Raw genomic sequence first — 23,159 nt, forward strand, 5'->3', positions numbered from 1 at the left:
GAATCATCTTGTATTTTATACAAATAGATACTTATTTTTAGAAAACCTTGTATCTTAAGCCACTATGAATAATTTTCCAAATTCGCTTTTACTTCTTTTTTTGATTTTTTCATGCATTGGGTGTAAAGAACCTAATCAAACCACTGCTTCCAAGATCAAAGAGAAAGCCAGGACCATCATTACGACAGATGGAGAAGTCGACGATGTAGATTCCTTTATCCGAATGTTGCTTTATGCAAATGAATTTGAGATTGAAGGATTGGTTTACAGCAGTTCCCAATGGCATTACAAAGGAGATGGAAAAGGAACGGAATTTATGTCCGAAATGCCCTTGACAGCTTCCATTTATGGAAAAAGAACGGAATTGAGATGGCCAGGGACAAATTGGATGGAAGAATTGATCGGGAAATATGGAGAAGTCCGTGAAAACTTACTCCTGCACGCGCAGGGTTTTCCTACGGCTGATCATCTACTTGGGCTGGTGAAAGTTGGCAATATTGATTTTGAAGGGGAAATGTCAAAAGATACCGAAGGTTCCGAATGGATCAAAGCCATCCTTTTGGATGATAATCCGAGTCCTGTTTACTTGCAGGTTTGGGGTGGGACCAATACCATTGCCAGGGCATTGAAATCCATAGAAGATGAATTTAAGGAAAGTGCGGAGTGGGAGGAGATTTATCAGAAAATAACAGAAAAGGCCATCATTTACACGGTTTTGGACCAGGATGCGACCTACAAAAAATACATCGCTCCCAATTGGCCAGAGGTCAAGGTGATTTATAATTCCGATCAATTTTGGTGTCTTGCCTACCCTTGGCCTTCAAGGGTTCCCGAGGAACTTCAGCAGTACCTGTCGGGGGATTTTTTTTCAGAGCACATTCTATTTGACAGGGGGGCTTTGATGGCAGAATATTATACTTGGGGAGATGGACGTCAGATAGAAAACGATCTTGAGCACCATCATGGTGATTTGCAATCCATGAGGGAAAACAACCGCAACCAATATGATTTCATTTCTGAGGGAGATTCTCCAGCCTATTTTTATTTGCTGGACGTCGGTTTGAGAAGTCATGAAAACCCATCATATGGTGGCTGGGGTGGCAGATTTATTCAATCTTCGGAAAATCCCAATCGCTGGGAAGATGGTGAAAATGTGACGGATTTCAATTTCTATACCGGCAAGCAAGATGCGACATTCCCCCAAACCCGTTGGATAAAGGAATTGCAGCATGATTTTGCGGCAAGAGCGGCTTGGTGCGTGAAAGACTTTGCCAGTGCCAACCATCCCCCGCAGGTCAGTCTTAAGCATGCCAATGATTTGACTGCTGGCATCGGTGACTTGGTCTCCCTTAGTGGGACAGCTACAGATCCCGATAACAATGAACTCACCTTTCTTTGGTGGCAATATTTAGAAGCTGGGGATTTTAAAGGGCTTGTTCAAATCCAAGACAAGGATGCGACTGAAACTTCTTTCGTAATTCCCCAAGAAGCCAGAATTGGAGATACAATCCACTTGATTTTACAGGTGACGGACAATGGATTTCCGGCTTTGACGAGATATCAGCGGGTGATCGTGACGGTTTTTTAGCTGAGGTAAATGTAGCGTCAATATACAGCGAACCCGTTTTATGCAGTATCCATTTGGTTTTAGCCATAAAAACTTAATAATCAGCCGCTTGATTTCTCTTTACGGCCTCGCCACATCTGAGCCACACCTTATTGTCCAAATAGCTTGATTCCCTTGCAGTATCAACCCTATTAGGAAACCTTGGGATTACCGATAGGCGAATTGGTTGTGTCCAAACTAGAAACATGTCTTTTTGAAGGTTAGAAATTACGAAAACGGTAAAAATAAAGTCAAGATAAAAGTCCAAAACCAGGGCGTTTTATCTTGACCAATGGTCCTTCCATACTCTGAATTCCGAAGGAGTTACCCGAAATCTAGCAAAGCTACCTTCGTGGACCGCAATAAGTTCTGCTTCTACATATTCCACAAATCTGCTTCTTTCATCCACCGGGAAATCCATCGAACGGGACTTGATTTTTTGAGAGCCCTTTTTTGGGCTTAAATTATTGGAGATGATATCAGTGATCAGGTCTCTGATTTCATTTCTGTATTTTGTCCGGAACGGGTCAGGCTCTCCGACCGTCTGCCTAATGGCGGCATAGCGAACAGCTGACCTTTCATATCCCCAAATAAAGACATCCTTCAATAGGTCAACCTGATTGAGCTCATAAATACCCAAAATCCCCTTGATGTATAGATCACTTGGCATTTCTACAAATGATAAGGGGGAGAGGTTGTTTTTGACAAAGGGAATATTGGCTGCCAAGCGGGATGTTCTTTTATTCACATCATCAAAAGGCTGCAAGTAAGGGAGATGAACCAAAATAAAGAAAGCTTGCTCAAATGGGTTTTTGATCTCTCTTGTCTTTTTCAATATCAAGTCAAACTGATCGGAAATCAGCTGAGGAATAGCCAATGGCGTATATGTGGATTCATGAATTCCAACTGGGATAGACCTCAATCGGCCGATTGAGTATTGATTCTGCAAGAGATTGTCTGATAAGAGCGCATGCAAATTCAGTATCACATAACTATTGAATTCAATCTCATCTCCCAACTGAACCAAAAACTCAAAGGCATCTTTATGATTAATGATCATTTGCGGTTCTTCAACTGATTTCTCATCCGCAGATTCTCCAAATTCCACCAATCTTTTTGTGTCCAATAGCGAGTAGGTATTCCCCTCCAACCGACTGGAGTTCCATGAGAGGTCGATCAAAAGACGATTGAGAATTTCTTTCGCATGAGTACCAGCGGGTTGGTTCGGTGTGTTTGTCTTCCCTAGTGCTGTCAATTTGATCAGGTCATCTTTCGTCAGGAATTGGTCTTTATTTGGTCTGTAGGATTCCAAAAAATCCCTATTATATCCAACTCTTGTTCTTTCCCTAATAGGTTTTGAAACGGCATCCATGATTTTCTGACCGGCTGGCGAAATATAAATCCCCTCTTTTTTTGAGAGGATTAGCTTTTCCAACTCACTTTCGCGGACGAGGTTAGTCTCAAAGGCCAAATGGTATTTTGTCGCACGAGAGCCACCACTTGTATATATTTCACCTTCTTCTGTCAGTTTCTTAAGTCGTCGTTGTAGGGTCCGAAGCTCTATGTGGAACCCGAGGCCTTTTTTGATTTCTTCTAGTGAGGCTCCATAGGGAAGCTTCGCCAATTTTTCCTTGACGAGGTCAAACAGTTTATTTTCTGAAATTTTCACCACCTCCAAATTTATGCATTTTGCGACAGAAATATACATAAATTGTCGCTAAATCTATAATTGTTTTCAATTTTACCTATTTCACGACAATTTTATTGTCGTGAAGTAGGTAAATAGTTCAAATATTGTCGCGGAGCTATTTTTAACCTGAAATATGTATTGGGATTCCCAATGGGATTGAAACTGCAAGAAAATCAGACCATTTGGAGAATACGGCGTAGTGCCGATTTAGGGAAGTCAAACACAGGAAACACCTGACTGATTCTGATTCAAGTATAGCCAAGAATGGAATTGGTGATCCATAAAACGGGTTTAAGTTTTTATCAATTGTTTTTCCAATAATAAATGAAGCGGATAATGCACACGCTTCTTTTTAAACAATCTTTTGCCGGTTTTCGATTGGGGCAAAAGATCTTACTATTGACAGAGGTATTGTTATTGCAGTTGCCCAAAACGTGTTTCTCTTGAATTTGGTAGCTATTTTGAAAAAGGATAAGTACTTCAAATATTTGTTTTATGGAGTTAATATCCGGTTCTAGAGATTGACACCAATATGATATTATGAGCAAAAAAGATTCCCCTTTTTTGAAAATCCACTGAGCAAAACAAAATGAATATTTATTGATCCATTGGTATAATTTATTGGGGATATTTTAAAATAATAAGTTATCATTACCTATTATGAAAAGAGAATATGGAGGTGAAAGACATTTTTTCTTCTATTTTCCTTTTTTGTTTTACTTATTGACACACATGGCATCAAATCAACAACCCACTCAACCTAAACCTTGAAAAAATGAATAGTTCAGCCAGAAGATTATTTTTGAAAAAAGCACTTGCATTGTCTGCGGTTGCGGCAGTTCCTTCTATCCTTTTAAATTCGGCATCAGCACGAACCCAAGTACCAAAGTTTGGCCCAAGTGAAAGGGTAAATCTCGCCTGCTGTGGCATTGGAAATCGCGGAGCGGAAATAATTCTTTCTTTGTACAATACTGGTTTGGCCAATATTGTCGCGCTCTGCGATGTGGATATGGGAGCGCCGCACACAATAAAAATCCTCGAAAAATTCCCAGATGTTCCCAGATTCAAGGATTTTAGGGTGATGTTGGATAAAATGGGAAACCAAATCGAAGCGATAACCGTGGGTGTCCCTGACCATTCTCACTTTCCAATCACCATGTTGGCCATGAGTATGGGCAAACATGTGTATGTCGAAAAACCAATGGGCAGGACTTTCAATGAGGTGGAGCTCATGACCAAAGCTGCCAAAAAATACAAAGTGGCCAATCAGATGGGAAATCAAGGCCATTCGGAACAAAATTATTTCCAGTTTAAAGCCTATAAAGAAGCAGGCATCATCAAAGATGTCACTGCCATCACAGCCCACATGAACAGTCCCCGTCGCTGGCACGGATGGGATACCAATATCACAAAATTTCCCGCCGCCGAGCCAATTCCGGAAACGCTAGATTGGGATACCTGGCACTCTGCGACCCACCTGCACGGTTACAACAAAGACTTTATCAACGGTCAATGGCGCTGTTGGTATGATTTCGGAATGGGAGCTTTGGGCGATTGGGGAGCGCATATCATCGATACCGCACATGAATTTCTGGATTTGGGATTGCCTTACGAAATCGATCCCTTGTTATTATCCGGGCATAATTCTTTTTTCTTCCCAACATCCACCACCTTGGCTTTCAAGTTTCCAAAACGGGGGGAAATGCCTCCCGTCGAGATTACATGGTATGATGGTGTAGACAATGTTCCCGAAGTTCCGGAAGGATACGGAGAATCTGCTCTTGATCCCAACATTCCGCCAGCAAGTAACGGCAAAATACAACCCTCAAAACTCAACCCTGGCAAGATCATTTACAGCAAGGAATTGACCTTTAAAGGAGGCTCTCACGGAAGTACGCTTTCGATTATTCCTGCTGACAAAGCCTTGGACATGAAGTCACAGTTGCCGGAAGTGCCTGAAAGTCCCTCCAATCATTTTGCCAACTTCCTTTTGGCTTGCAAAGGTCAGGAGAAATGCCGTTCCTCTTTTGATATCGCGGGTCCTTTGAGTCAGGTTTTTAACCTTGGCGTTCTATCCCAGCAACTCAACGCAAAATTGTTGTTCGACCGGGAAACAAAGCAAATCACAAATCACAAGCTTGCCAATCAGTTGCTTACTGGTGCAGAACCACGAAAAGGATGGGAGCAATATTACAAGTTGTAAAGAAGATCAATTGAAGCCCCAATAAATAAGTCACAAAACAAAAAGACAACCCGACGCACGGAGTTGTCTTTTTTAATTTACTGATTTTGGTTTTTAATTAATGAGAAAAATTTCAAATTGTCTAAAAGTGAAAAAAATACAACAAAATTTCTTTCGCAATACGAAAAAATGATTAAATTAGTATCAAAAGTTAGGAAATGGGTATTTTACGAGATGATTTCCAAGTTGTCTACCAAGTTGAACGAGGGGTTCATGTGGATAATTTTGATCGGTTGCTTGAAAGATCCGGCTTGCAAAAGCAAGTGTTGGCGAGCTTGATGGGGCTTGATCCTCGGACCATTGACAATTATAGAAAACAAGGAAGAAATTTCGGGGCTTTGGAGGGGGAGTTGCTTTTAAAATTGGAAAGATTATTTGATTTGGGCGCAGACACTTTTGAGAAAATGGAGGCCTTTAAAACTTGGATTTATGCCCCTTCTTTTGCTTTTAACAATAAAAAACCACTGGATTTTTTGAATACATCCACCGGAGTGGATTTGGTGGAGCAGGCTCTTTTGCGGATTGTCCATGGATATGTGGTCTGATCAATGGAGCTTTTTAGGATTACAAAAACTGAATTTTCACAAAAACTATTTGCTCCGGGATTTTCTGGAAGGTGGAATAAATCCGGTGAGGAAGTTATCTACACCGCTTCAAGCAGATCATTGGCATGTCTTGAAAACCTTGTTTACAAAAGAGGACTTGGCGAAACGGCATCTTTTAGAACCATGGTCATCTATGTTCCCGACAATTTCGCGATTGAGCAAGTGGATCTCCAAGGATTACCGGCAAATTGGAACCAACTTTCTATTTTTGAAGTGTGTCAGCAACTGGGATCAGATTGGTATCAATCTAAAATTAAACCCATGCTGAAAGTCCCTTCCGCGGTCATTCCCGATGAATTTAATTATGTGATCAATACCAATCACCCAGAGTTTGAAAAAGTCAAGATAATCGATATCCTCCCTTTTTTCTTCGACAAAAGATTTTTCTGATTTGGGAAAATCCCATTTCAGAGTGATCAGAAATGTCCTTTTCCACTCATTTTGCCCATAACTATTGATTGGAATGTAAGGAGATCCTGTTTCCCTCAGTATCCATAAACAAAGCCATAAATCCGATGTCTGGAGCAATTTCCTTTTTTGGGGAAAGCACCTTACCTCCTGCTTTCCCAACTTTTGCAATTTCGGTATCGACATTTTCAGAGGAAAAATATATCTGAACCCCATCGGCACTTGGTAAATAAAATTCGTCGTTTTTGACCAAACTTCCGCCGGCACCCTTGCCCGCTTCATCCCAAGGGAACCAAGCCATGTCAATTTCTCCCATTTGTTGCCGATGAAGTTTACAATCAAAAACGGTTTCATAGAAAGCAATGGCCCTTTCCATGTTTTGTACTGGGATTTCAAACCAGCTGACAGTCACATTTTTCATAATTGTTTTTGTTTAGTTTGTGAAAAAAATACCAAAAATTCAGTAAAATAAAATTGTTCCTTCGTATAAAGAAATGGTTTGTAATTCCATTTTCAGGTCTTGTAAATCGACATTTCAATTATACCCTGATAAGTTTTATCGGATAAGTTTTTCCCGCATTCCATTGGCAGACATAGATGTTCTCGTCTTGGTCTATGCAGACATCGTGGCAATGTTTGAAAATGGGTTTTTCTTGGACCATCAATTGGAGTTTTTCATCCAAATATACCGGGGCTGTTCCTCCTGGATTAGAGACTACCCTGTTGTTTTGATCCAGAATGGTTACAAAACCAGAATTGTCCATCTGCTCCAAATACTTCGTTCTAGACCAGCACACGCCGGCATATAGATTTTGCCCATGGATCACGGGTCGGCAGACAAATGCTCCCGGCAGAAAAATCGTCTCCAAATATTCCCCCTCCATTGTAAACCGCTTGAAGGAATTGTGACCTCTGGAGGTACACAGCAGTGTTGGTGTTCCATCTTTTCTCTGGTCCACGGCAATTCCATGGACGGTTTTGAATTGTGCGTCTCCGTGTCCGTCTCCTCCGAATTTCCGCACAAATTTCCCGTTTTTGTCGTATTGAAGTACAAATTGGGAGCCGTATCCATCCGTGACATAGAGGTCACCATTGGGTGCTACCGCTGTTTCTGTTGGCGTGTACCGCATTCCCTTTTCATAAATCCCTTCTTTGATTGGGGAAGCGATTTCATCCACAATATTTCCCTGGAGGTCGGTCTTGATGACCCGACCTCCATTGTCCACGATCCAAAGAAATTCTTCTCCTCCTTCTTCCACCAAAGTCAAGCCATGTGCAGCCTCCAAACCCAAAGTCCAAGATTCGAGCAGCTGACCGGATTGATCATAGATGATGATGTTGTTCCTGGCCTCGTCGGTGACCATAATCAGTCTCGCCTTTTTGTCCATCACCATTTCGTGGCAATTTTTCACGGGGGTTTTTTCCGGATCCAAGTTGCCCCACTTTGCGTCGATTTTATATTTGAAATCACTATGGCCAATAATGCCGTCTTCTGAGATTGAAAATGAAAGATGGGGTTGAATGGTCATCGCTATTCCGGTTAGTGCTGTTTGTTTGAGGAAATGTCTTCTGGGAATTTTCATAGTTCGGGATATGACATTGTCAAAAGCAATTTAAGTAAGAATTCGGAGAGTTTCATCTGGCATTTTAGCCCGAATTCTAAGATACCGAAAAAGTATCGTAGAACATCTAATTGGATTAAGTTAGATGGAAATATACATTTCGTTTCCCAATGGGGTTGAAACGCCAAGAAAATCAAACTATCTGAAGAATAAGGCGGAGTGCCTGTATGGTGATGTCAAAAAAATCAGAAAGAAAGACAGCTTATTAAGCAATTTCAGGTTGGAGTTGATTCGGCAATGGATAACATGGATTTAAAGGGGCCAGAAATTGTCCATTGATCAATTATTCGAAAAATTGTTTTTCATTTTTTGGTATCTTGTATAAAACCCTTAAAACCTATGAAAAAGAAAATTTTCAAATTGTCTCTGCTGATCTCTGCGATATTGATCAGTGCAAACCTTCATGCTCAGGAAATAGCCCTCCAGCTTTATAGTCTTAGAGAGCAAATGAAAACAGATGTCAGCGGAAGTCACCAATTGGTTGCCGACTGGGGAATCAAAAATCTAGAGGGTGGTGGTACCTATGGGATGGCCCAAAAGGAGTACAAAAAAATGCTCAAAGCGCTGGATCTCTCCATCGTTGCAGTAGGCGCAGATTACAACAAGCTGAAGGAAAATCCCCAGGAAATCATCGACAATGCAAAAGCGTATGGGGCAAAATATGCAACCTGTTTTTGGATTCCCCATACTTCAGGAAACTTCAGTTTCAAAGAAGCCATGGAAGCAGTGGAGTTGTTCAATAAAACCGGAAAGATGTTCAAAGACGCAGGCATTACGTTGACGTACCATCCACATGGTTACGAATTCAAAACACATGGTGATGGATTTCTTTTTGATTATATCCTCGAAAATGCCCGGAATTTTGACTTCAACATGGATGTTTTTTGGGTGCAAATGGGGGGAGGAGATCCACTGGCTATCATGAAAAAGTACCCATCCAAATTTCCATTATTACATCTTAAGGATCGGGCTCACGGCACTCCTGGAAGTTCGGATGGCTCTGGAAACGTGGAGACCAATGTGGTCTTGGGTACTGGCGATGTAGACATCAAGGGCTTGATCAAACAGGCTCAAAAATCCGGGACCAAGTACTTGATTATTGAAGATGAATCCTCCCGATCGGTTGAGCAGATCCCTCAAAGTGTGGCTTATATCAAAAAGGTGATGGCAGAAAAATAAATTTGTTCGGAAGACATTTCACTGGGATGTGTGATTTCTCAATTTTTCCTAAAATCATTTTATAATGAATTCAAAAAGTCCATTGAGGTTTTGAAATCTCAATGGACTTTTTACTTGTGGACAATTCTGGGAGATGATTTTTATTCGGAATGACTTTTAAACTCATGGAGCAGAGGGAAAAACTGCCCACTCATTTTTTGTCCTTTTGGAATGATGGGGACACCTTTCAACAATTCCTCATCCGCATTGGATAGCGTTCCGTCAGCAAAAACATTCAATACAAATGCTCGCCTGCTTCTCTTGGATTTGTTTTCATAACTCCCATGGACCATCAATGGATGGTGGAAGGTGGCATGGCCAGCTTTTAGTTCTATTGGAACTGGGTTGAATGCTGCTTTCTGTTCTGCTGTCAACCAGGTTTTCAAGCCCTCCATTTCTCCCGCCAATGCGGGTTTCTCAAGCAATCCCCATTTGTGGCTGCCGGGTATGTAATGAAGGCATCCATTATCCATATTGGCATCATCCAACCCACACCAACAGGTGAGGTGTTGCATTTTGATGGTTCTGGTCCAATAGGAATAATCCTGATGCCAGGCCACGACACCTCCATGATGCGCGGGTTTGCAAAACAATTGATCATGCCAAAACCTCACACTTTTATTCCCCAGCAATTGACTGGCAGCCATGACAAAAGCTGGATTCCAAAGCACGTCGTGAAAAGCTTTGGAGATCCGCCAATGTCCCAGGGAATGGAAAAGAACAGTATTTGGATCTGCTGATTCATTGCTATGGAATTCGTGGAAAAGATGGTTCAAGGGATGCTTTGGGTCTGAAACTTCCTCAAGTTCCTGTTTCAAAATCGCTATTTGCTTTTCATTGAGCATTTTGACATCGCTCAAATAGCCCTGCTCATTAAAAAAATCGATTTGATCTTGGCTTAGTTTGTAAGGCTCCCATTCCTCGGGGCTATTTGGGAATGAAAATAAATCCGAAAGTGGATAATGGTAAAAAGATAGGTCATGCATGGCGCTTTGGGTTTGAAAATCAATTTAAGAAAAAGTAAGCGGAATTTACCTCTGGAAATTTTCACAAGAAGAAAATGTCCGTCAAAAAAGGCTGTATCAAATGTTTGAAATCAAAAAGCTCCAATCATAATTTCTGTCCTGTTCCGTTCCATTACACCAATGGAACGAGAGTGTCCTTCTCCAAACGCTCCAGCCTCTTTAACAAGGGGGGATGTGAATAATGAACAAAAACGTACCAGGGATGGGGATTCAAGTTGCTGAGCGTATTCACCGAGAGTGTTTTCAAGGCTTCCGCCAGTGGCAATCCCGAAAAAGTTTCTTTGGCAAAAGCATCTGCCTCGAATTCATTTTTTCGACTGATCAGGTTCATTCCAATTCCCAAAACCGTGGAAATAGGGGAAAAGAGGACTGTGAAGCCAATAATATTGAGGTGAATGGCCATTTCGGTCCCACCCAATGCCATACTCATGTTTTCATTGTGGATAAACTGGGCAAGGATAAACAGCAAAATCCCAATTTGAAGGATACCGATCAACATGCCGGACAGGAGGTGTTTCTTTTTGTAATGACCGATTTCATGTGCCAAAACCGCCACCAATTCATCGGGGGTGTGTTGTTCTATTAGGGTGTCATACAGGATTACTTTTTTTCTTTTCCCCAAACCCGAAAAGAAGGCGTTGGCTTTTGAGGAACGTTTACTGCCATCCAAGACAAAAATGTTTTCAAGGGAAAAATCCACAGATTTCGCATATTGAATGATTTGCTGTTTCAATTCCCCCTCTGGAAGCGGAGTCAGTTTGTTGAAAATCGGTAAAATCCAAGCGGTATAAAAGAGATTGACAAAGAGTATAAACAGGGCTGAAATCCCCCAAAATTGCCACCAAAAATCTTTCCCCATCTGATGGATAAGCATGAGCAGAACCAAAAGCAAACCTCCCCCCACAATGATGGAAAGCAAATATCCTTTTGCTTTATCTGAAAAAAAAGTGGCTTTAGTTGATTTGTTGAAACCGAATTTTTCCTCGATTACGAAAGTATGGTAGTAGTCAAAGGGAATGGCGACGAGGTCGGATCCAATAAAAACAACACCAAGATAGACCACTGATAACCACATTGGATTTTCAACAAATCCCCTTAACCAGTGATCTACCATTCCAAAAAAGCCAAAATAAATAAAGCAAAAGGTCAGAAGAAAAGAAATCGTACCTGTGAGCAAGCCGAATTTGTAGTTGGCCAAAGCATAGGCTCTTGCCTCAATTAATTTTTGGGAATTGACATATTCGGATAAGGTTTCTGGAATCTGCCCAATGGGCCTTCTGATGTTCAGAAAATCAAGTGCTTTTTTAAATACATAGCCAAAAGTCAATATCCCCAAGAGGAGGAACTTCAAATCTTCCACATCCATTCCACAGATTTTTTAGAACTTGGGACAAGGTAAAATGGTATCCCTTCCTCGGGGTTTTCCTTGGTTTTTGTCAGCCAATAAAAATGAAATACTGATTTCGTGGGCTCCTCCGGATTGAATCCCCAATTGAGAAACCGTGTAATCGAAACTGTAACCAATGTTGAGTCCAGAAGGTAAATTCATGCCCACCATCACCACGACAGCATCCCTGTTGCTTTGTTGCTCTACGGGTTTATAAGGCAATCCTCTGTACCACAACCCGAAAACCAAAGGCTCCATGTAGACATAGGCACCTAAATCCAACTGCTCAAAAGGACCTTGTTTTTTGAAATTCAAAGTTGGGACCAAATACCTTTCTTTAAAAGTGTGTGAAAAATCACTTCGATATCCACCCGTTCCCAAAGAAATTCGGTATCCCGTATGCAATGAAAATTTTGCTGGAAGACGGCTCACCCCGTCCAAAAAGGACTGGTTGGGCTGGTTGACATGGTGTGCGGAAGCTCCAAACCAAAAGTTTTCGGTGAAAAACAAACCTCCAAAAGAGACAGAAAGCATATTGACCGGCTCACCCAATCCCGGCAAATCGGTTCCTGGGAGTGTTGGTCCGAAGGGATCAATTTTATCGATTTGGTTGGCAAAGATAAGGTTTTCATAAAAGCCAATATCCCTTCTGATGTAACTGGCCTGAAAACCAGGTCTGAAAAAGGACCTTTCTCCTAATCGAAGCTCGTAGGAATACAATGCCGAAATCGTCGTGGATCGTAATTTTGCCGCTCCTTCCACATCATTCATGACCATCACACCTATTCCACTGTTGTAGTCATCCAGGTAGGTGTCGTAATAAGCCGAGAAAGTGGTGAATTGGGCATCCAATCCAGGCCATTGGTTGCGGTAGTTTGCACCGATCCTTCCCGTCATTTCCGATCCCGTAAAAGCTGGGTTTAGGTAAAGTGGTGCAGCGTAATATTGACTATATTGCGGGTCTTGGGCCAGAGCCACGTTAAAAGTGGATAGCAAAAAAATGGTAAAAAAAACACCAATTAGATAAGACCTTAGCACTTGTTTGTTCGTTTATAAGTTGATTCAATCCAGCATCTAAACGTTTCGACTCAATTGTTGTTTTGTATGCAGCACGTAAATTATGAAAAGCCCTTATAATAACATAAATTTTGCATTAATATTTGTAGGGATCTGCTTGATTTCTTGTTTTATAAACATAAATAAAAGCTTTTCGCAAGGGTTCAATAACAACGAATGGGTTTTTGGATATTGTGGACCAAATGATCCAAACAATTATTTGTCCTTTGGTAAAGGTGGGGATCCAATCGTAAGATCCCTTCCCGGTTCAATTGTGGTGGGAGCCAATAATAACGCTTTAGCCATTGATCCCATTACTGGGCAAAAACTGTTTTTTTCAAATGGTGAATTGGTCTACAATTATGACAATGTCCCTCTTCAAGGTGCTCCAAATGGTTTTAACGGGGATTTTGACGGTCGACAAACTGTCGCTATCGGAGCTTTGGATTACGATCCGGATGGCGAAAAACTGTTTTATGCTTTTTACATTTCGCCAAGTGGACAGTTATTGTATTCGGTAGTGGACATGAATGCGCCCGGAGGAGCTTCAGCAAATCAACCTCCTTTGGGTGCCGTTACGGCCTTGGATCAGCCGATCGGACCTGCCTCAGGAGCAATCGCCGTGGTCAAAACAGCGGCATCACCTTCATACCTGATCAGCTTTGCCGGAGGGAACCTAATTTCAAGAAGTATTGAATCCACGCAGGGTGATTTTACTCAGACAGCTACGCAAGGAATCCCATTCACACCAAAAGCGATTGTTTTCAACGAGAGCACAGGTCAATTGATCCTCATTCCTGAAAACGCAAACGAAGACTTGTTGCTGGTAGATTTTGATACCGCAACCGGATCTTTTGGAGCGGTCACTCCCATTTCCCAATCGGGTAGTGCAGAAGAAATTAAAGGCGCCAGCTTTTCTCCTGATGGAGTCTTTGTTTATTTCTCCAGAGGGGATGAACTCCTAAGGGTTCCGGTGGTAGATCCGGGTGCGACTCCTTCCGTGATTCCTTTTGTCAATGACATCTTTAAGGTTTATGATCTCAAAATCGGGCCGGATGGAAAACTCTATTATCTATATGAAGAGGTCCTCGGAGGGCCGCAGCTGATCGGAGTTGTCAACAATCCGAATGAATCTGATTTGGATCTTTTGGAGCTTGATGAAGACCCTTTCAACGGTACGGATTTTTGTGGGCGTGTTTTTCCTCAGTTTGCACCCAACCAGGACATCAATCCCACTGTTGATTTTGAATGGAACCCAGAGGAACCGTGTAGCAATAATCCTGTGCAATTGACCAGCTTGATCACACCCGAAAACTACAGGCCTGTGAGTTTTGTATGGACATTCGAACCTGCCTTGACAGATGAGGATGGCCAACCGGTGGATATTGACTTTAACCAAGAACACCTGTTGATTCCTGAAGAGGCGACTGCGGATCAAAGCATCACAGTTACCTTGACCGTAACATTTGCGGATGGGTCTGTTGTCCCGGTGACGAGGACCATCACGCTCAAAGAAAACGATTTGGAGGCCAATTTCAGTGCGCAGGACACCACGGTTTGCGAAGGCGCCTGTGTGGATATCGGCTCTTTATTGGAGGTTCAAAAAGGTGGAGGTGGAGATGGCGAAAATCCAAATGTTGGAGGTGGAGGCGGTGGCCAACAAGAAAATTATGAATATTTCTGGTCAAACCGCAGGGGAGAAGGTTGGGTAAAAGACAAGGAAAATTGTGTGCTTCTTCCAGGCTTGTATTGGGTTTTGGCGAGAGAGGAAGGGAGTGATTGTTATGCCTATGCGAGTATCAGGGTGAAAATCTGGGATTTGCCAGACCAAAGCAACAATGTGTGGTACTTTGGAGATGGAGCTGGTTTGGATTTCAATCCAGACCCAAATGATCCGAATGCGCCTGTTCCCCGTCCTGTCAGCCACCCGCGGAATATCCCGGCGGGTACAACGACCATTTCCGACGAAACGGGTCAGGTTTTGTTTTACACCGATGGAGAAACTGTTTGGGATCTCAATGGAGACACTATGGCCAATGGGGACAGCATCGGAGGAAGCAATCTAGCAACGCAAAGTGTGGTCGCGGTACCGCTTCCCCAAGATGAAACCATCTTCTACCTTTTCACGACCCAAAAAGCAGAAGATGGAACCAATCAAGTGAAATTTTCCCTGGTGGACATCAAGGTGGATAATCCGACCGGCGTGGGGAATGTCGTGAGCAAGGACAATTTCCTTTTCAGTCCGAGTACCGAGCATTCCGCAGGCCTGAACTCGGGAGATACCACTTGGGTTATTTTTCATGAATTGGGCAACAATACCTTTCGGACATATCCTGTTACAACCTTTGGAATTGGGCCACCTGTGCTTTCTTCTGTCGGTTCTGCGCATACTTTTGGATCTGGTGTCGGAAGCATGAAATTTAGTCCAGATGGGTCAAAATTGGCGGTAACCATCCAGAATGGGAGTTGCAGTCGCTTGGAAATTTTTGATTTTAACCAAACTACGGGGAAGCTCACCGAATATGCACTCTTGGAATTGAGCTGCAGTGGGGAAGACGTATATGGATTGGAGTTTTCAGATGACAGCAATAGGGTTTTTGTCTCCTACACTGGTGGTGGAGGAAAGATCGAAGAGTTTTTGATCAAAAACCCGGATGCCCAGGGGGCGGCAAACCCTTCTGCCTGCGCCACATGTTTTGAAAATGCAGGAGATAAAGCGGCTGTTGAATCCTGCATATTGGGCACGAGAAACACATTGAGCAGCGCCGGTCCATTCGGAGCTTTGCAAATAGGGCCTGATGGACAGATTTATGTGGCAAGGCCCGGTCAAAATGTATTGGGAACCATCAATGCAGGGCAAGGTTGCGCAAACAGTGCTTATGTAGAAATGGGGACATCCACCCTAACCGGAACCACGAATTTGGGACTGCCTTCTTTTGTCCAAAATTCAGGCAGCAGTATTCCTGAGCCAACCTTGGGTGGGCCGGACCGACTGTGTCTGGATCCCGAAAACGGGACAGAAGCATTGTTTGAGGGTGGAGGGGAACCGGATATTGACAGTTATTTCTGGACAATTGTGTCAGAGAATGGTCAAGCAGTATTGACCAATTTTGGAGGTCCAGGTGAGGAGTTCCAAACCTTAACACATGTCTTTCAGGAAGATGGCACCTTCACCGTTTCGCTAAGAGTGGACAGGTGTGGTGATGCCAATTACTTTGAAGAAAGCATGGAAGTGGTCGTGGTCGCTCCACCACCAATCACCCTCGTGGATGATGTCACGCTCTGTAGCGGTACGCCGGTAACCTTGGTGGCGATTGATGGATATGATCCCAATGAAGGCTTGTATGATTTTGAATGGAGAAATGCCGCCGGTCAATTGATTGGGGATGAAAATTCCAACAATATTGCAGTAGAGGAAGAAAGCATCTACACCGTTACGGTTTCCTACAGAATTCCTAGTGGTTCTGATACGGTGTTTTTTGATGTCTGTCCAGCTTCAAAATCGGTCTTTGTAGGTCCAGCCTTTGAATTTGACTTGACGCAAAGTGCGGAGGAAGTCTGTTACGACGAGACATTGGTGGTGTTTGCCCCGAATACTCCTGTGATAGGAGACTGGTATTATCAGCAGGTCGGTAGTCCCACCAGAACATTGATTGGTGAGTTTTTTGAATTGGAATTGATTCCAACAGACCTTCCCGCTCCAGGCTTGTACGAAATCATATTTATCACCGAAGACCCCATTGTTCCGGGATGTTTGGTGGAGAAAAAACTTGAACTTTTGGTGCATCCCTTGCCCAATTTTGAGCTGTTGGTCTTGACCGATGCGGATGACTGCGCCACGCCAAACGGGAGTTTCGAAATTACGGCGCTTCTGGATGCGGATCGGATAGAAATATTGGAAACCGGTGATGTTTTTAACAATGTCAATGCCGGGGATGTGTTGCCGGTGATTTCAAATCTTGAACCAGGCATTTACACGGTTCAGTCCACAAACAGTTTTGGCTGTGTGTTCACAAGAAGCGTGACCATCGCGAACCTCAACCCACCAGTAGCGCTTGAATACACAGTCGCAGTCAATCCGGAAGTGTGTGGACCTAATGAGGTTGAAAATGGTGCAGTGATCATTACCTTCTCCAATGGACCTCAATCAGGATCTTATGTCCTTACCCGACAGCAAGATGGGCTACAGTTTTCAGGAACAATTACAAATCAAGAAATTGTGACAATCTCTGTGCCCGAAGGGGATTATGCTGTGGAGGTTTCGGACGCCCTCGGCTGTACCTTGCCTGAACCTGTCAATTATTTGGTCGATGAAAAATTAGAGGTCGATTTCACCGTGCCGACGAATTTGATCGCCTGCGGATCATTTTCATTTATTCCACAGACCAATCAGTCCTTGGTTTTCACCTTGACCGATGCATTAGGAAATGGAATAGCAGCGGATGCAAATGGGGAATTTACCCTTTTGGCTTCCGGTACTTACCAGATCACCGGAGAGGATCCAACTGGAATTGACTGCCCTAGGGTCAGAACCATGAATGTTGAGATCAACGGTCCAATAGGATTTTCTCTTTCCGGACCGGCTGATCCCTGTGCGACGGCAATTTCTTATGATGCTATTCTCAATGGTACTGATCCTGCGGATGTTTTCTTCTTTTGGAAAAATGAAAGCGGGGCTATTGTCGGAAGAAATCAAACTTTTTTTCCAGCAGCTGCAGGGGAGTATTCTCTTGAGGTGCAGCCACGGGCAGGTTCATTATGCCCAGCCGCTCCGATTGATTTTACGGTGGAGGATTTTGGTCAACCAGTGAATGTGGTTTTGGATGCATTGCCTTTCTGTGGCGATGATCCTTTCACCACGATTACTGTTGTCGCAGATTTAACCAATGTGGCATCCATCCAATGGTTTTCCCTTCAGGGGGGGGTGGCGACCTTGCTTCCAGGATTTGATGATCAGCAAACCATTACCGTCATTGAAAATGGTGTCTATCAAGCAGTTCTTTTTAGTGGGTTTGGATGTGAACTTGGAAGGCAGCAGGTCCAAATCACCAAATCCTTTATCACGCCTCCGGTATTGGAAACACGCTATGTCATTTGTGCCGCCGAAAATGTGGTCAATGTTTTAGATCCCGGAGTTTATGACAATTATTCATGGGAATTGGAAGGTGAAGAAGTGTCCAATTCACCGACATTTACACCCACCCTGCCGGGGAATTATGCACTCACAGTGAGCGATGAATTTGATTGTCTTTTTACGATTGAGTTTGTCGTGGAGGAGGATTGTGAATTGAAGATAATCTTCCCTAACGCCATGAGACCGAGCGATCCTTCGAGGCTCTTTGTTGTGTATGCCAATGATTTCATCGACCATGTAGATGTGTTGATTTATAACCGATGGGGAGAATTGATTTATTTTTGTGAAAGTGAAAATGTTCAGGGTGAGGAAGTTTTATGCACATGGGATGGGACTGTTGGAGGGAGAGTTGTGCCCATCGGAACATATCCCGTGATTGTGAGGTTTAGAAGTGAGAATCAAAACATAGTGAAAACCATTAGAAAATCCATTGTAGTAATCGAGTAACCTATGATCGTCCTTATATCACCCGCCAAGACTTTGGATCTTAGTACCACTGATAATGTAATCTATACAACTCCGGATTTTCAAAAAGAAACAAGGGAACTTGTCTCCATTATGAAGAAAAAATCCACGGAGGAAATCAAGAAGTTGATGAGTGTGAGCGAAAACATCGCTGCGCTAAACGAAAGAAGGTACCAAGATTTCAAAAAAACTTTTGAACCCACCCATGCAAAACAGGCTTTGTTGACTTTCAACGGTGATGTGTATACTAAAATAGACGTTGAAAATTACAGTGATGCCGATTTTGAGTTTGCGCAAGCGCATTTGAGGATTTTGTCGGGATTGTATGGTTTGTTGAAACCCATGGATCTGATCCAAGCTTATCGGTTGGAAATGGGGATCAGATTGGGAAATAAAAAGGGAAACAATCTTTATGAATTTTGGGGGACAAGGATTGCAAAAGCAATCAATGAAGTGGCCAACAAGAGACCGATCATCAATCTGGCTTCGCAAGAATATTTCAAGGCGGTAGATCAAAAAACCATCGAATCCACTGTAATCAGCCCTCTGTTTCAGGAATACAGAAATGGAAAATTCCAGACGATCGGGCTTTTTGCCAAGCAAGCAAGAGGAATGATGACGAATTATATCATCAAAAACAGAGTGGAAGATCCTGAGCAACTTAAGCTTTTCAATGAAGCGGGTTATCAACTGACAGGAGACGAAAAGGATTGGCGATTTGTGCGGTAGTACAATAGTCCTTAAATCACCCAGATCAAGGAAAGCTTTCTTGACCCTTCTGCCCGAATTTCTGCCTTGTATTTTTATAGGCGTTTAATACTGATTTTTTGAATTTTTTACGCTAAAGTTGGCAATGAATATTTTTTCTACATAATTATATGTTTTTTACATGAAAAAATATGTATTTTATTCTCTAAATATTTTTAATGAATCAGGAATAATTGTAAATTGAATTGTAATTTTTGACTTTTTTTTATGGCTAAGGGGATCATTATATGGTTTTTGTTTTTGCCTTTGTTTTTAACTGGGAAGTCAAATCCTTTGGGAGTGGGGGTACGCAATGAAAACCCTTTATTAGAGCTCAAAGAACAGAATAAGGAATTGAGGATTTTTGCCCCTGATCAATTTTGCCTTTATTTTGGGAGCGTTATCGGGGATTTTTTTGGAGGGGGAAATCCCGATACCGATGTTTATTCCTGGAAGATCCTAAAGCCTGATGGAAGCCTGCTCGTGGAAAAGGTAGGTGGATTCCAGACTTTTAGCCATACTTTCTCGATTCTGGGGGAATATGAAGTCCAACTTAAAGTTAGGAGAGGTTTGGAGGAGGTTTTCTCTGGCCACAAAAAATTCCAAGTGGTGAAAGGGGCTGATTTGTTGTTGGAGAGCTCCTATTTGCTTTGCGATGACGGAAATGCGTTTTTAACGCTTTTTGATCCCAAAATCCCATTCCTTGACAAATATGTTATTGAGTGGAAAAACAGCAATGGTGAAGTTCTAGGAAAGGCCAATAGTATCGTCGTCAATAAAGCAGATGTGTATTCTGTTTATTTCTACTCTTTGGATGGAGAAGGCGAATTGACCTGTCCTTATACCGCAAACACTTTGGTGTACTATCCAGAAGATTATTCACTTCAAATTTCCAAAACAGAGGAATGTGATGGGGGCACAGTCATCCTTGTGACTTCAGATAAGAATGTTTCTGGAAATTGGTACTATCAAAAAGAAGGGGATTCTGAAATGAAATTTTTGAATGAAGGTTCCCAATTGAGTTTTTCATCAAGTGGAGACCTAGAAGGTCCTGGGAATTATCAAATAGTCTTCAAATTGGACAATCAGGATAAAATCTACTGTAAAACCCAAGAAAGTATTTCCTATAAGGTTTTGCCATCTGTCGAATTTTCTATGTCCTTGGAAAAAGGCTCAGGAAATTGTGCGGATGATGATGGGGTTTTATTGTTGACGGCTTGGTCAGATATGGATATCGTCCAAATATTGGGTACCGACATCGTCCTGAATGACTTAAAAATGGGGCAGACCTATCCAATACCCAATCTGAAAGCGGGGGTTTACCATGCACGAGGAAGGTTAGGGAACTGTTCAAAAGTAAGAGCGGCCATTGTCCCGCTCCTTGAACCACCAGAATCCATCAAATTTAACATTGTTGAAATCCGAGGAGAAGCTTGCAACGACATCGGGAAGATTCCAGGCTTGATCAGGATAAAAATGGCGCAGATGGGATTCATGGGAGATTATAGGGTGCTGAGCACGGGAGGAGTTGAAATCGCATCAGGTTCAATTGTCGCAACAGAACAGGAGTTTGAGATTTCAATTGGTCCAGGAAACTATTATTTGGAGGTTGTAGAGGAAGACGGCTGTAAAAACCCATACATTGAGCGATTTGAGGTCCCATCAAAAGAACAGATTACTTTTTTGGCGCCGCAGAGATTCACCGTTTGCGAATCTTTTGAATACACACCGGAAGTGGATGGGTTGCAGGACCTGTCCTTTACCCTCACCTATCCAGATGGGAAGAAAGTCCACAAAATCCAAGCTGAGCCCTTTGTCCTTGATCAAGCAGGGAAATATTTCTTGCTTGGTGTTGACATGGATGGTAATCGTGGTTTTTGTCCAAGAGTATTGAGTTTTGAGGTAGTGCTTACCGCTCCCATAACCTACGAGCCGGAACTGGTTTTCCAAGATTGTTTTGGGAATAAGGCATTCAGTGCCAATCTATCTGGTACAGATCCGAGCAAGGTTGTCATCAAATGGTACAATGAAAAGGATGAAATCGTGGGGAATGGGATTTTATTGTTTCCAACTTCCCATGGTGAATTCAAGCTTGATGTTCAGCCTTTGAACAGTCAATCCTGTCCGTATCCCCCAAGAATCTTTCAAGTTGAAAAGGCTGATTTGGAAGAAGAATTATCGCTTAGTGCCACTCCCTTTTGTCCATCCGAAAAAAAATCGGTCATCAGTCTTGAAGCAGAATTTGACATTATCCATTTGATCAAATGGATTTACTATGACAACCAAGGAGCCAGTATTGAGCTATTCGAATTTCAGGAGCTACGAGAGATTCTTGTTGAAAAACAGGGAGTTTATGAGGTGGTGGTCTTCAACAAAGGCAATTGTGAATTGGGCAGAACAACAATTGAAATAAAGGAAAGCGTTGATCTGGTGGAGTTTGATGTCCCGGAAGAGTTGTTCGTCTGCAAAGCTTATGCATTCACGCCAGTGACTCTCCAAGATCTTGTTTTCACAATGGTATTGCCCGATGGGCAAACCTTAGTTCGGGGTAAAGACGAAGCTTTTTTAATAGATCAGCAGGGAGAGTATGTTTTATCGGCAACCAGCAGTGATTTGTCGAAGAATACTTGCCCGACGACCAAGATTTTCAAGGTGAAGGTCAACCCACCCGTGGAGTATGATGTGGTCTTCGTGGAGCAGGATTGTTCCGGGAAATCCGTATATCGAGCGGAGCTTTTTGGAGCCGATCCAGACTCCCTGATTATCAATTGGTACAATTCAGATGGGTCGGTCATCGGGAATGCAGCATTGATTTCATTGACGAGTCATGGGGATTTCAGTTTAGAAGTGTATCCAAAAGGAAGCTTTTCCTGTCCTGATCCGCCGATTTCGTTTTTCGTCGAAGAACCAATCGTCAATCTGGATCTCAAGATTGTCACCAACACACTCTGCCCTGGGGCCGAATTTTCTTTGCTTACTTTGGAAACCGATCAAAATCGGGTTTTTCGGATTGAATGGTATTTCACTGATTTTCGTGGAAATAAATCCCCAATCCATCCCGCCAATCCCATGGAAATATTTGCCAAGGAGGAGGGCACTTATGAAGTTGTGATTTTCAGCGAAAAAGGCTGTGTTCTGGCAAAAGACCAAATCCTTTTGATGAGAAGCGTGGATGCCGTGAGACCATCGGTAAAGGAAGAGTATACCGTCTGTTTTGAAAACAATATTGGGGAAAGGATTGATCCGGGATTATTCAAAATTTACAATTGGTATTTTGAAGGAAGCTTAATTGCAACATCCCCTACGTTCAAGCCCACAGCAGCTGGAAAGTACAGCCTGGTGGTGAGCAGTGAGGAAAATTGCGAATACAGTGTAGATTTTTCTGCTGTGGAGGAATGTGAATTCAGGTTGGTATTTCCCAATGCCATCAAACTTGGAGATCCGGATCGGCATTTTTTGATTTATGCCAATGGAGATGTCGAGGAACTTGAAATTTGGGTATTTGACAAATGGGGAGGGCTGATTTTTCATTGCAAGAATGACAATATTCTTTCGAAATCCTCGGGTTGCCATTGGGACGGGACACGCAATGGGGAGAGGATCCCGCCAGGAGTTTATAGCGTGAAACTATTCTATAAAAGGACGGGCATGGGAGCGGGTACCGACTTTGCCACCGTTTTGGTACTCGAATGATTTTTTGTAGTCAAAAAAATGCAGATAAAAGTAAAATAAAATTTTCAATTGAATCAAAAGATGATTCTTGTATAAATAGGATTATACCTTTCAGAAATAGATTTATTTTCAATAAATCGGAGAATTTTTTAAAATAAACCCAAATAAAATGGGTAAAGAAGTAGGGTTTTTTCCATTGTGAAAGGAAAGTTTACTTCAATTAAATGGTCGTCCTCAAAATGATTTTTTCTGGTCAAAGAAAATTAACGTAGCTTTAACTTT

The 23,159-nt window shown here is 42.5% G+C and carries 14 protein-coding genes; 8 read left to right on the forward strand and 6 right to left on the reverse strand.

From position 1 onward, the window contains the following. Nucleotides 1-64: 64 nt before the first annotated feature. The gene (locus Q7J63_RS01970) at nucleotides 65-1,588 is read left to right on the forward strand and encodes a DUF1593 domain-containing protein (protein ID WP_304883756.1); all 1,524 of its coding nucleotides are present in this window, start codon (nucleotides 65-67) and stop codon (nucleotides 1,586-1,588) included. A 298-nt stretch (nucleotides 1,589-1,886) separates the two neighbouring features. Here the strand turns inward: Q7J63_RS01970 and Q7J63_RS01975 are convergent, their stop codons facing one another. Continuing rightward, nucleotides 1,887-3,275, reverse strand: coding sequence for a Fic family protein (locus Q7J63_RS01975; RefSeq protein WP_304883757.1), 1,389 nt, complete (start codon nucleotides 3,273-3,275; stop codon nucleotides 1,887-1,889). A 796-nt stretch (nucleotides 3,276-4,071) separates the two neighbouring features. Here Q7J63_RS01975 and Q7J63_RS01980 point away from each other — a divergent pair. The 3 genes from Q7J63_RS01980 to Q7J63_RS01990 all read left to right on the forward strand — a co-directional run bounded on the left by Q7J63_RS01980 (nucleotide 4,072) and on the right by Q7J63_RS01990 (nucleotide 6,533). Continuing rightward, nucleotides 4,072-5,499, forward strand: a complete 1,428-nt coding sequence (locus Q7J63_RS01980; protein WP_019597491.1) for a Gfo/Idh/MocA family oxidoreductase — start codon at nucleotides 4,072-4,074, stop codon at nucleotides 5,497-5,499. Nucleotides 5,500-5,696: 197 nt separating this feature from the next. Continuing rightward, a complete protein-coding gene (locus tag Q7J63_RS01985; protein ID WP_304883758.1) occupies nucleotides 5,697-6,083 on the forward strand; it encodes an antitoxin Xre/MbcA/ParS toxin-binding domain-containing protein in 387 nt (128 codons plus the stop codon). Nucleotides 6,084-6,086: 3 nt separating this feature from the next. After that, entirely contained in the window at nucleotides 6,087-6,533 is a 447-nt protein-coding gene (locus Q7J63_RS01990; RefSeq protein ID WP_304883759.1) for an RES family NAD+ phosphorylase, read from the forward strand. A gap of 61 nt (nucleotides 6,534-6,594) precedes the next feature. Here Q7J63_RS01990 and Q7J63_RS01995 read toward each other — a convergent pair whose 3' ends face one another. Both Q7J63_RS01995 and Q7J63_RS02000 read right to left on the reverse strand, forming a co-directional pair. Further along, nucleotides 6,595-6,972, reverse strand: a complete 378-nt coding sequence (locus Q7J63_RS01995; protein ID WP_019597494.1) for a VOC family protein — start codon at nucleotides 6,970-6,972, stop codon at nucleotides 6,595-6,597. A gap of 118 nt (nucleotides 6,973-7,090) precedes the next feature. After that, nucleotides 7,091-8,134 (reverse strand): 6-bladed beta-propeller, encoded by a 1,044-nt coding sequence (locus tag Q7J63_RS02000; RefSeq protein ID WP_304883760.1) that lies wholly within the window; start codon nucleotides 8,132-8,134, stop codon nucleotides 7,091-7,093. A 378-nt stretch (nucleotides 8,135-8,512) separates the two neighbouring features. Between Q7J63_RS02000 and Q7J63_RS02005 the strand changes: the two genes are divergently transcribed. Continuing rightward, nucleotides 8,513-9,352, forward strand: a complete 840-nt coding sequence (locus tag Q7J63_RS02005; protein ID WP_304883761.1) for a sugar phosphate isomerase/epimerase — start codon at nucleotides 8,513-8,515, stop codon at nucleotides 9,350-9,352. Between the two features lie 140 nt (nucleotides 9,353-9,492). Here the strand turns inward: Q7J63_RS02005 and Q7J63_RS02010 are convergent, their stop codons facing one another. The 3 genes from Q7J63_RS02010 to Q7J63_RS02020 form a co-directional block, all read right to left on the reverse strand. Then, complete coding sequence (locus Q7J63_RS02010) at nucleotides 9,493-10,377, reverse strand: phytanoyl-CoA dioxygenase family protein (RefSeq protein ID WP_304883762.1); 885 nt, start codon at nucleotides 10,375-10,377, stop codon at nucleotides 9,493-9,495. A 151-nt stretch (nucleotides 10,378-10,528) separates the two neighbouring features. Next, nucleotides 10,529-11,782: a M48 family metallopeptidase gene (locus Q7J63_RS02015; RefSeq protein ID WP_304883763.1), complete on the reverse strand. Its 1,254-nt coding sequence runs from the start codon at nucleotides 11,780-11,782 to the stop codon at nucleotides 10,529-10,531. A 12-nt stretch (nucleotides 11,783-11,794) separates the two neighbouring features. After that, entirely contained in the window at nucleotides 11,795-12,841 is a 1,047-nt protein-coding gene (locus tag Q7J63_RS02020; protein WP_019597499.1) for a type IX secretion system membrane protein PorP/SprF, read from the reverse strand. A gap of 238 nt (nucleotides 12,842-13,079) precedes the next feature. Here Q7J63_RS02020 and Q7J63_RS02025 point away from each other — a divergent pair, with 238 nt between their 5' ends. From Q7J63_RS02025 to Q7J63_RS02035, 3 genes are all read left to right on the forward strand, one after another. Further along, the gene (locus tag Q7J63_RS02025) at nucleotides 13,080-18,440 is read left to right on the forward strand and encodes a hypothetical protein (protein ID WP_370691856.1); all 5,361 of its coding nucleotides are present in this window, start codon (nucleotides 13,080-13,082) and stop codon (nucleotides 18,438-18,440) included. 3 nt (nucleotides 18,441-18,443) lie between these two features. Continuing rightward, complete coding sequence (gene yaaA, locus Q7J63_RS02030; protein ID WP_304883765.1) at nucleotides 18,444-19,187, forward strand: peroxide stress protein YaaA; 744 nt, start codon at nucleotides 18,444-18,446, stop codon at nucleotides 19,185-19,187. A 318-nt stretch (nucleotides 19,188-19,505) separates the two neighbouring features. Continuing rightward, nucleotides 19,506-22,898 (forward strand): hypothetical protein, encoded by a 3,393-nt coding sequence (locus tag Q7J63_RS02035; RefSeq protein WP_304883766.1) that lies wholly within the window; start codon nucleotides 19,506-19,508, stop codon nucleotides 22,896-22,898. The last annotated feature ends 261 nt before the right edge of the window (nucleotides 22,899-23,159 follow it).

Source organism: Rhodonellum sp., assembly GCF_030656585.1.
GTDB classification, from domain to species: Bacteria; Bacteroidota; Bacteroidia; order Cytophagales; family Cyclobacteriaceae; genus Rhodonellum; species Rhodonellum psychrophilum.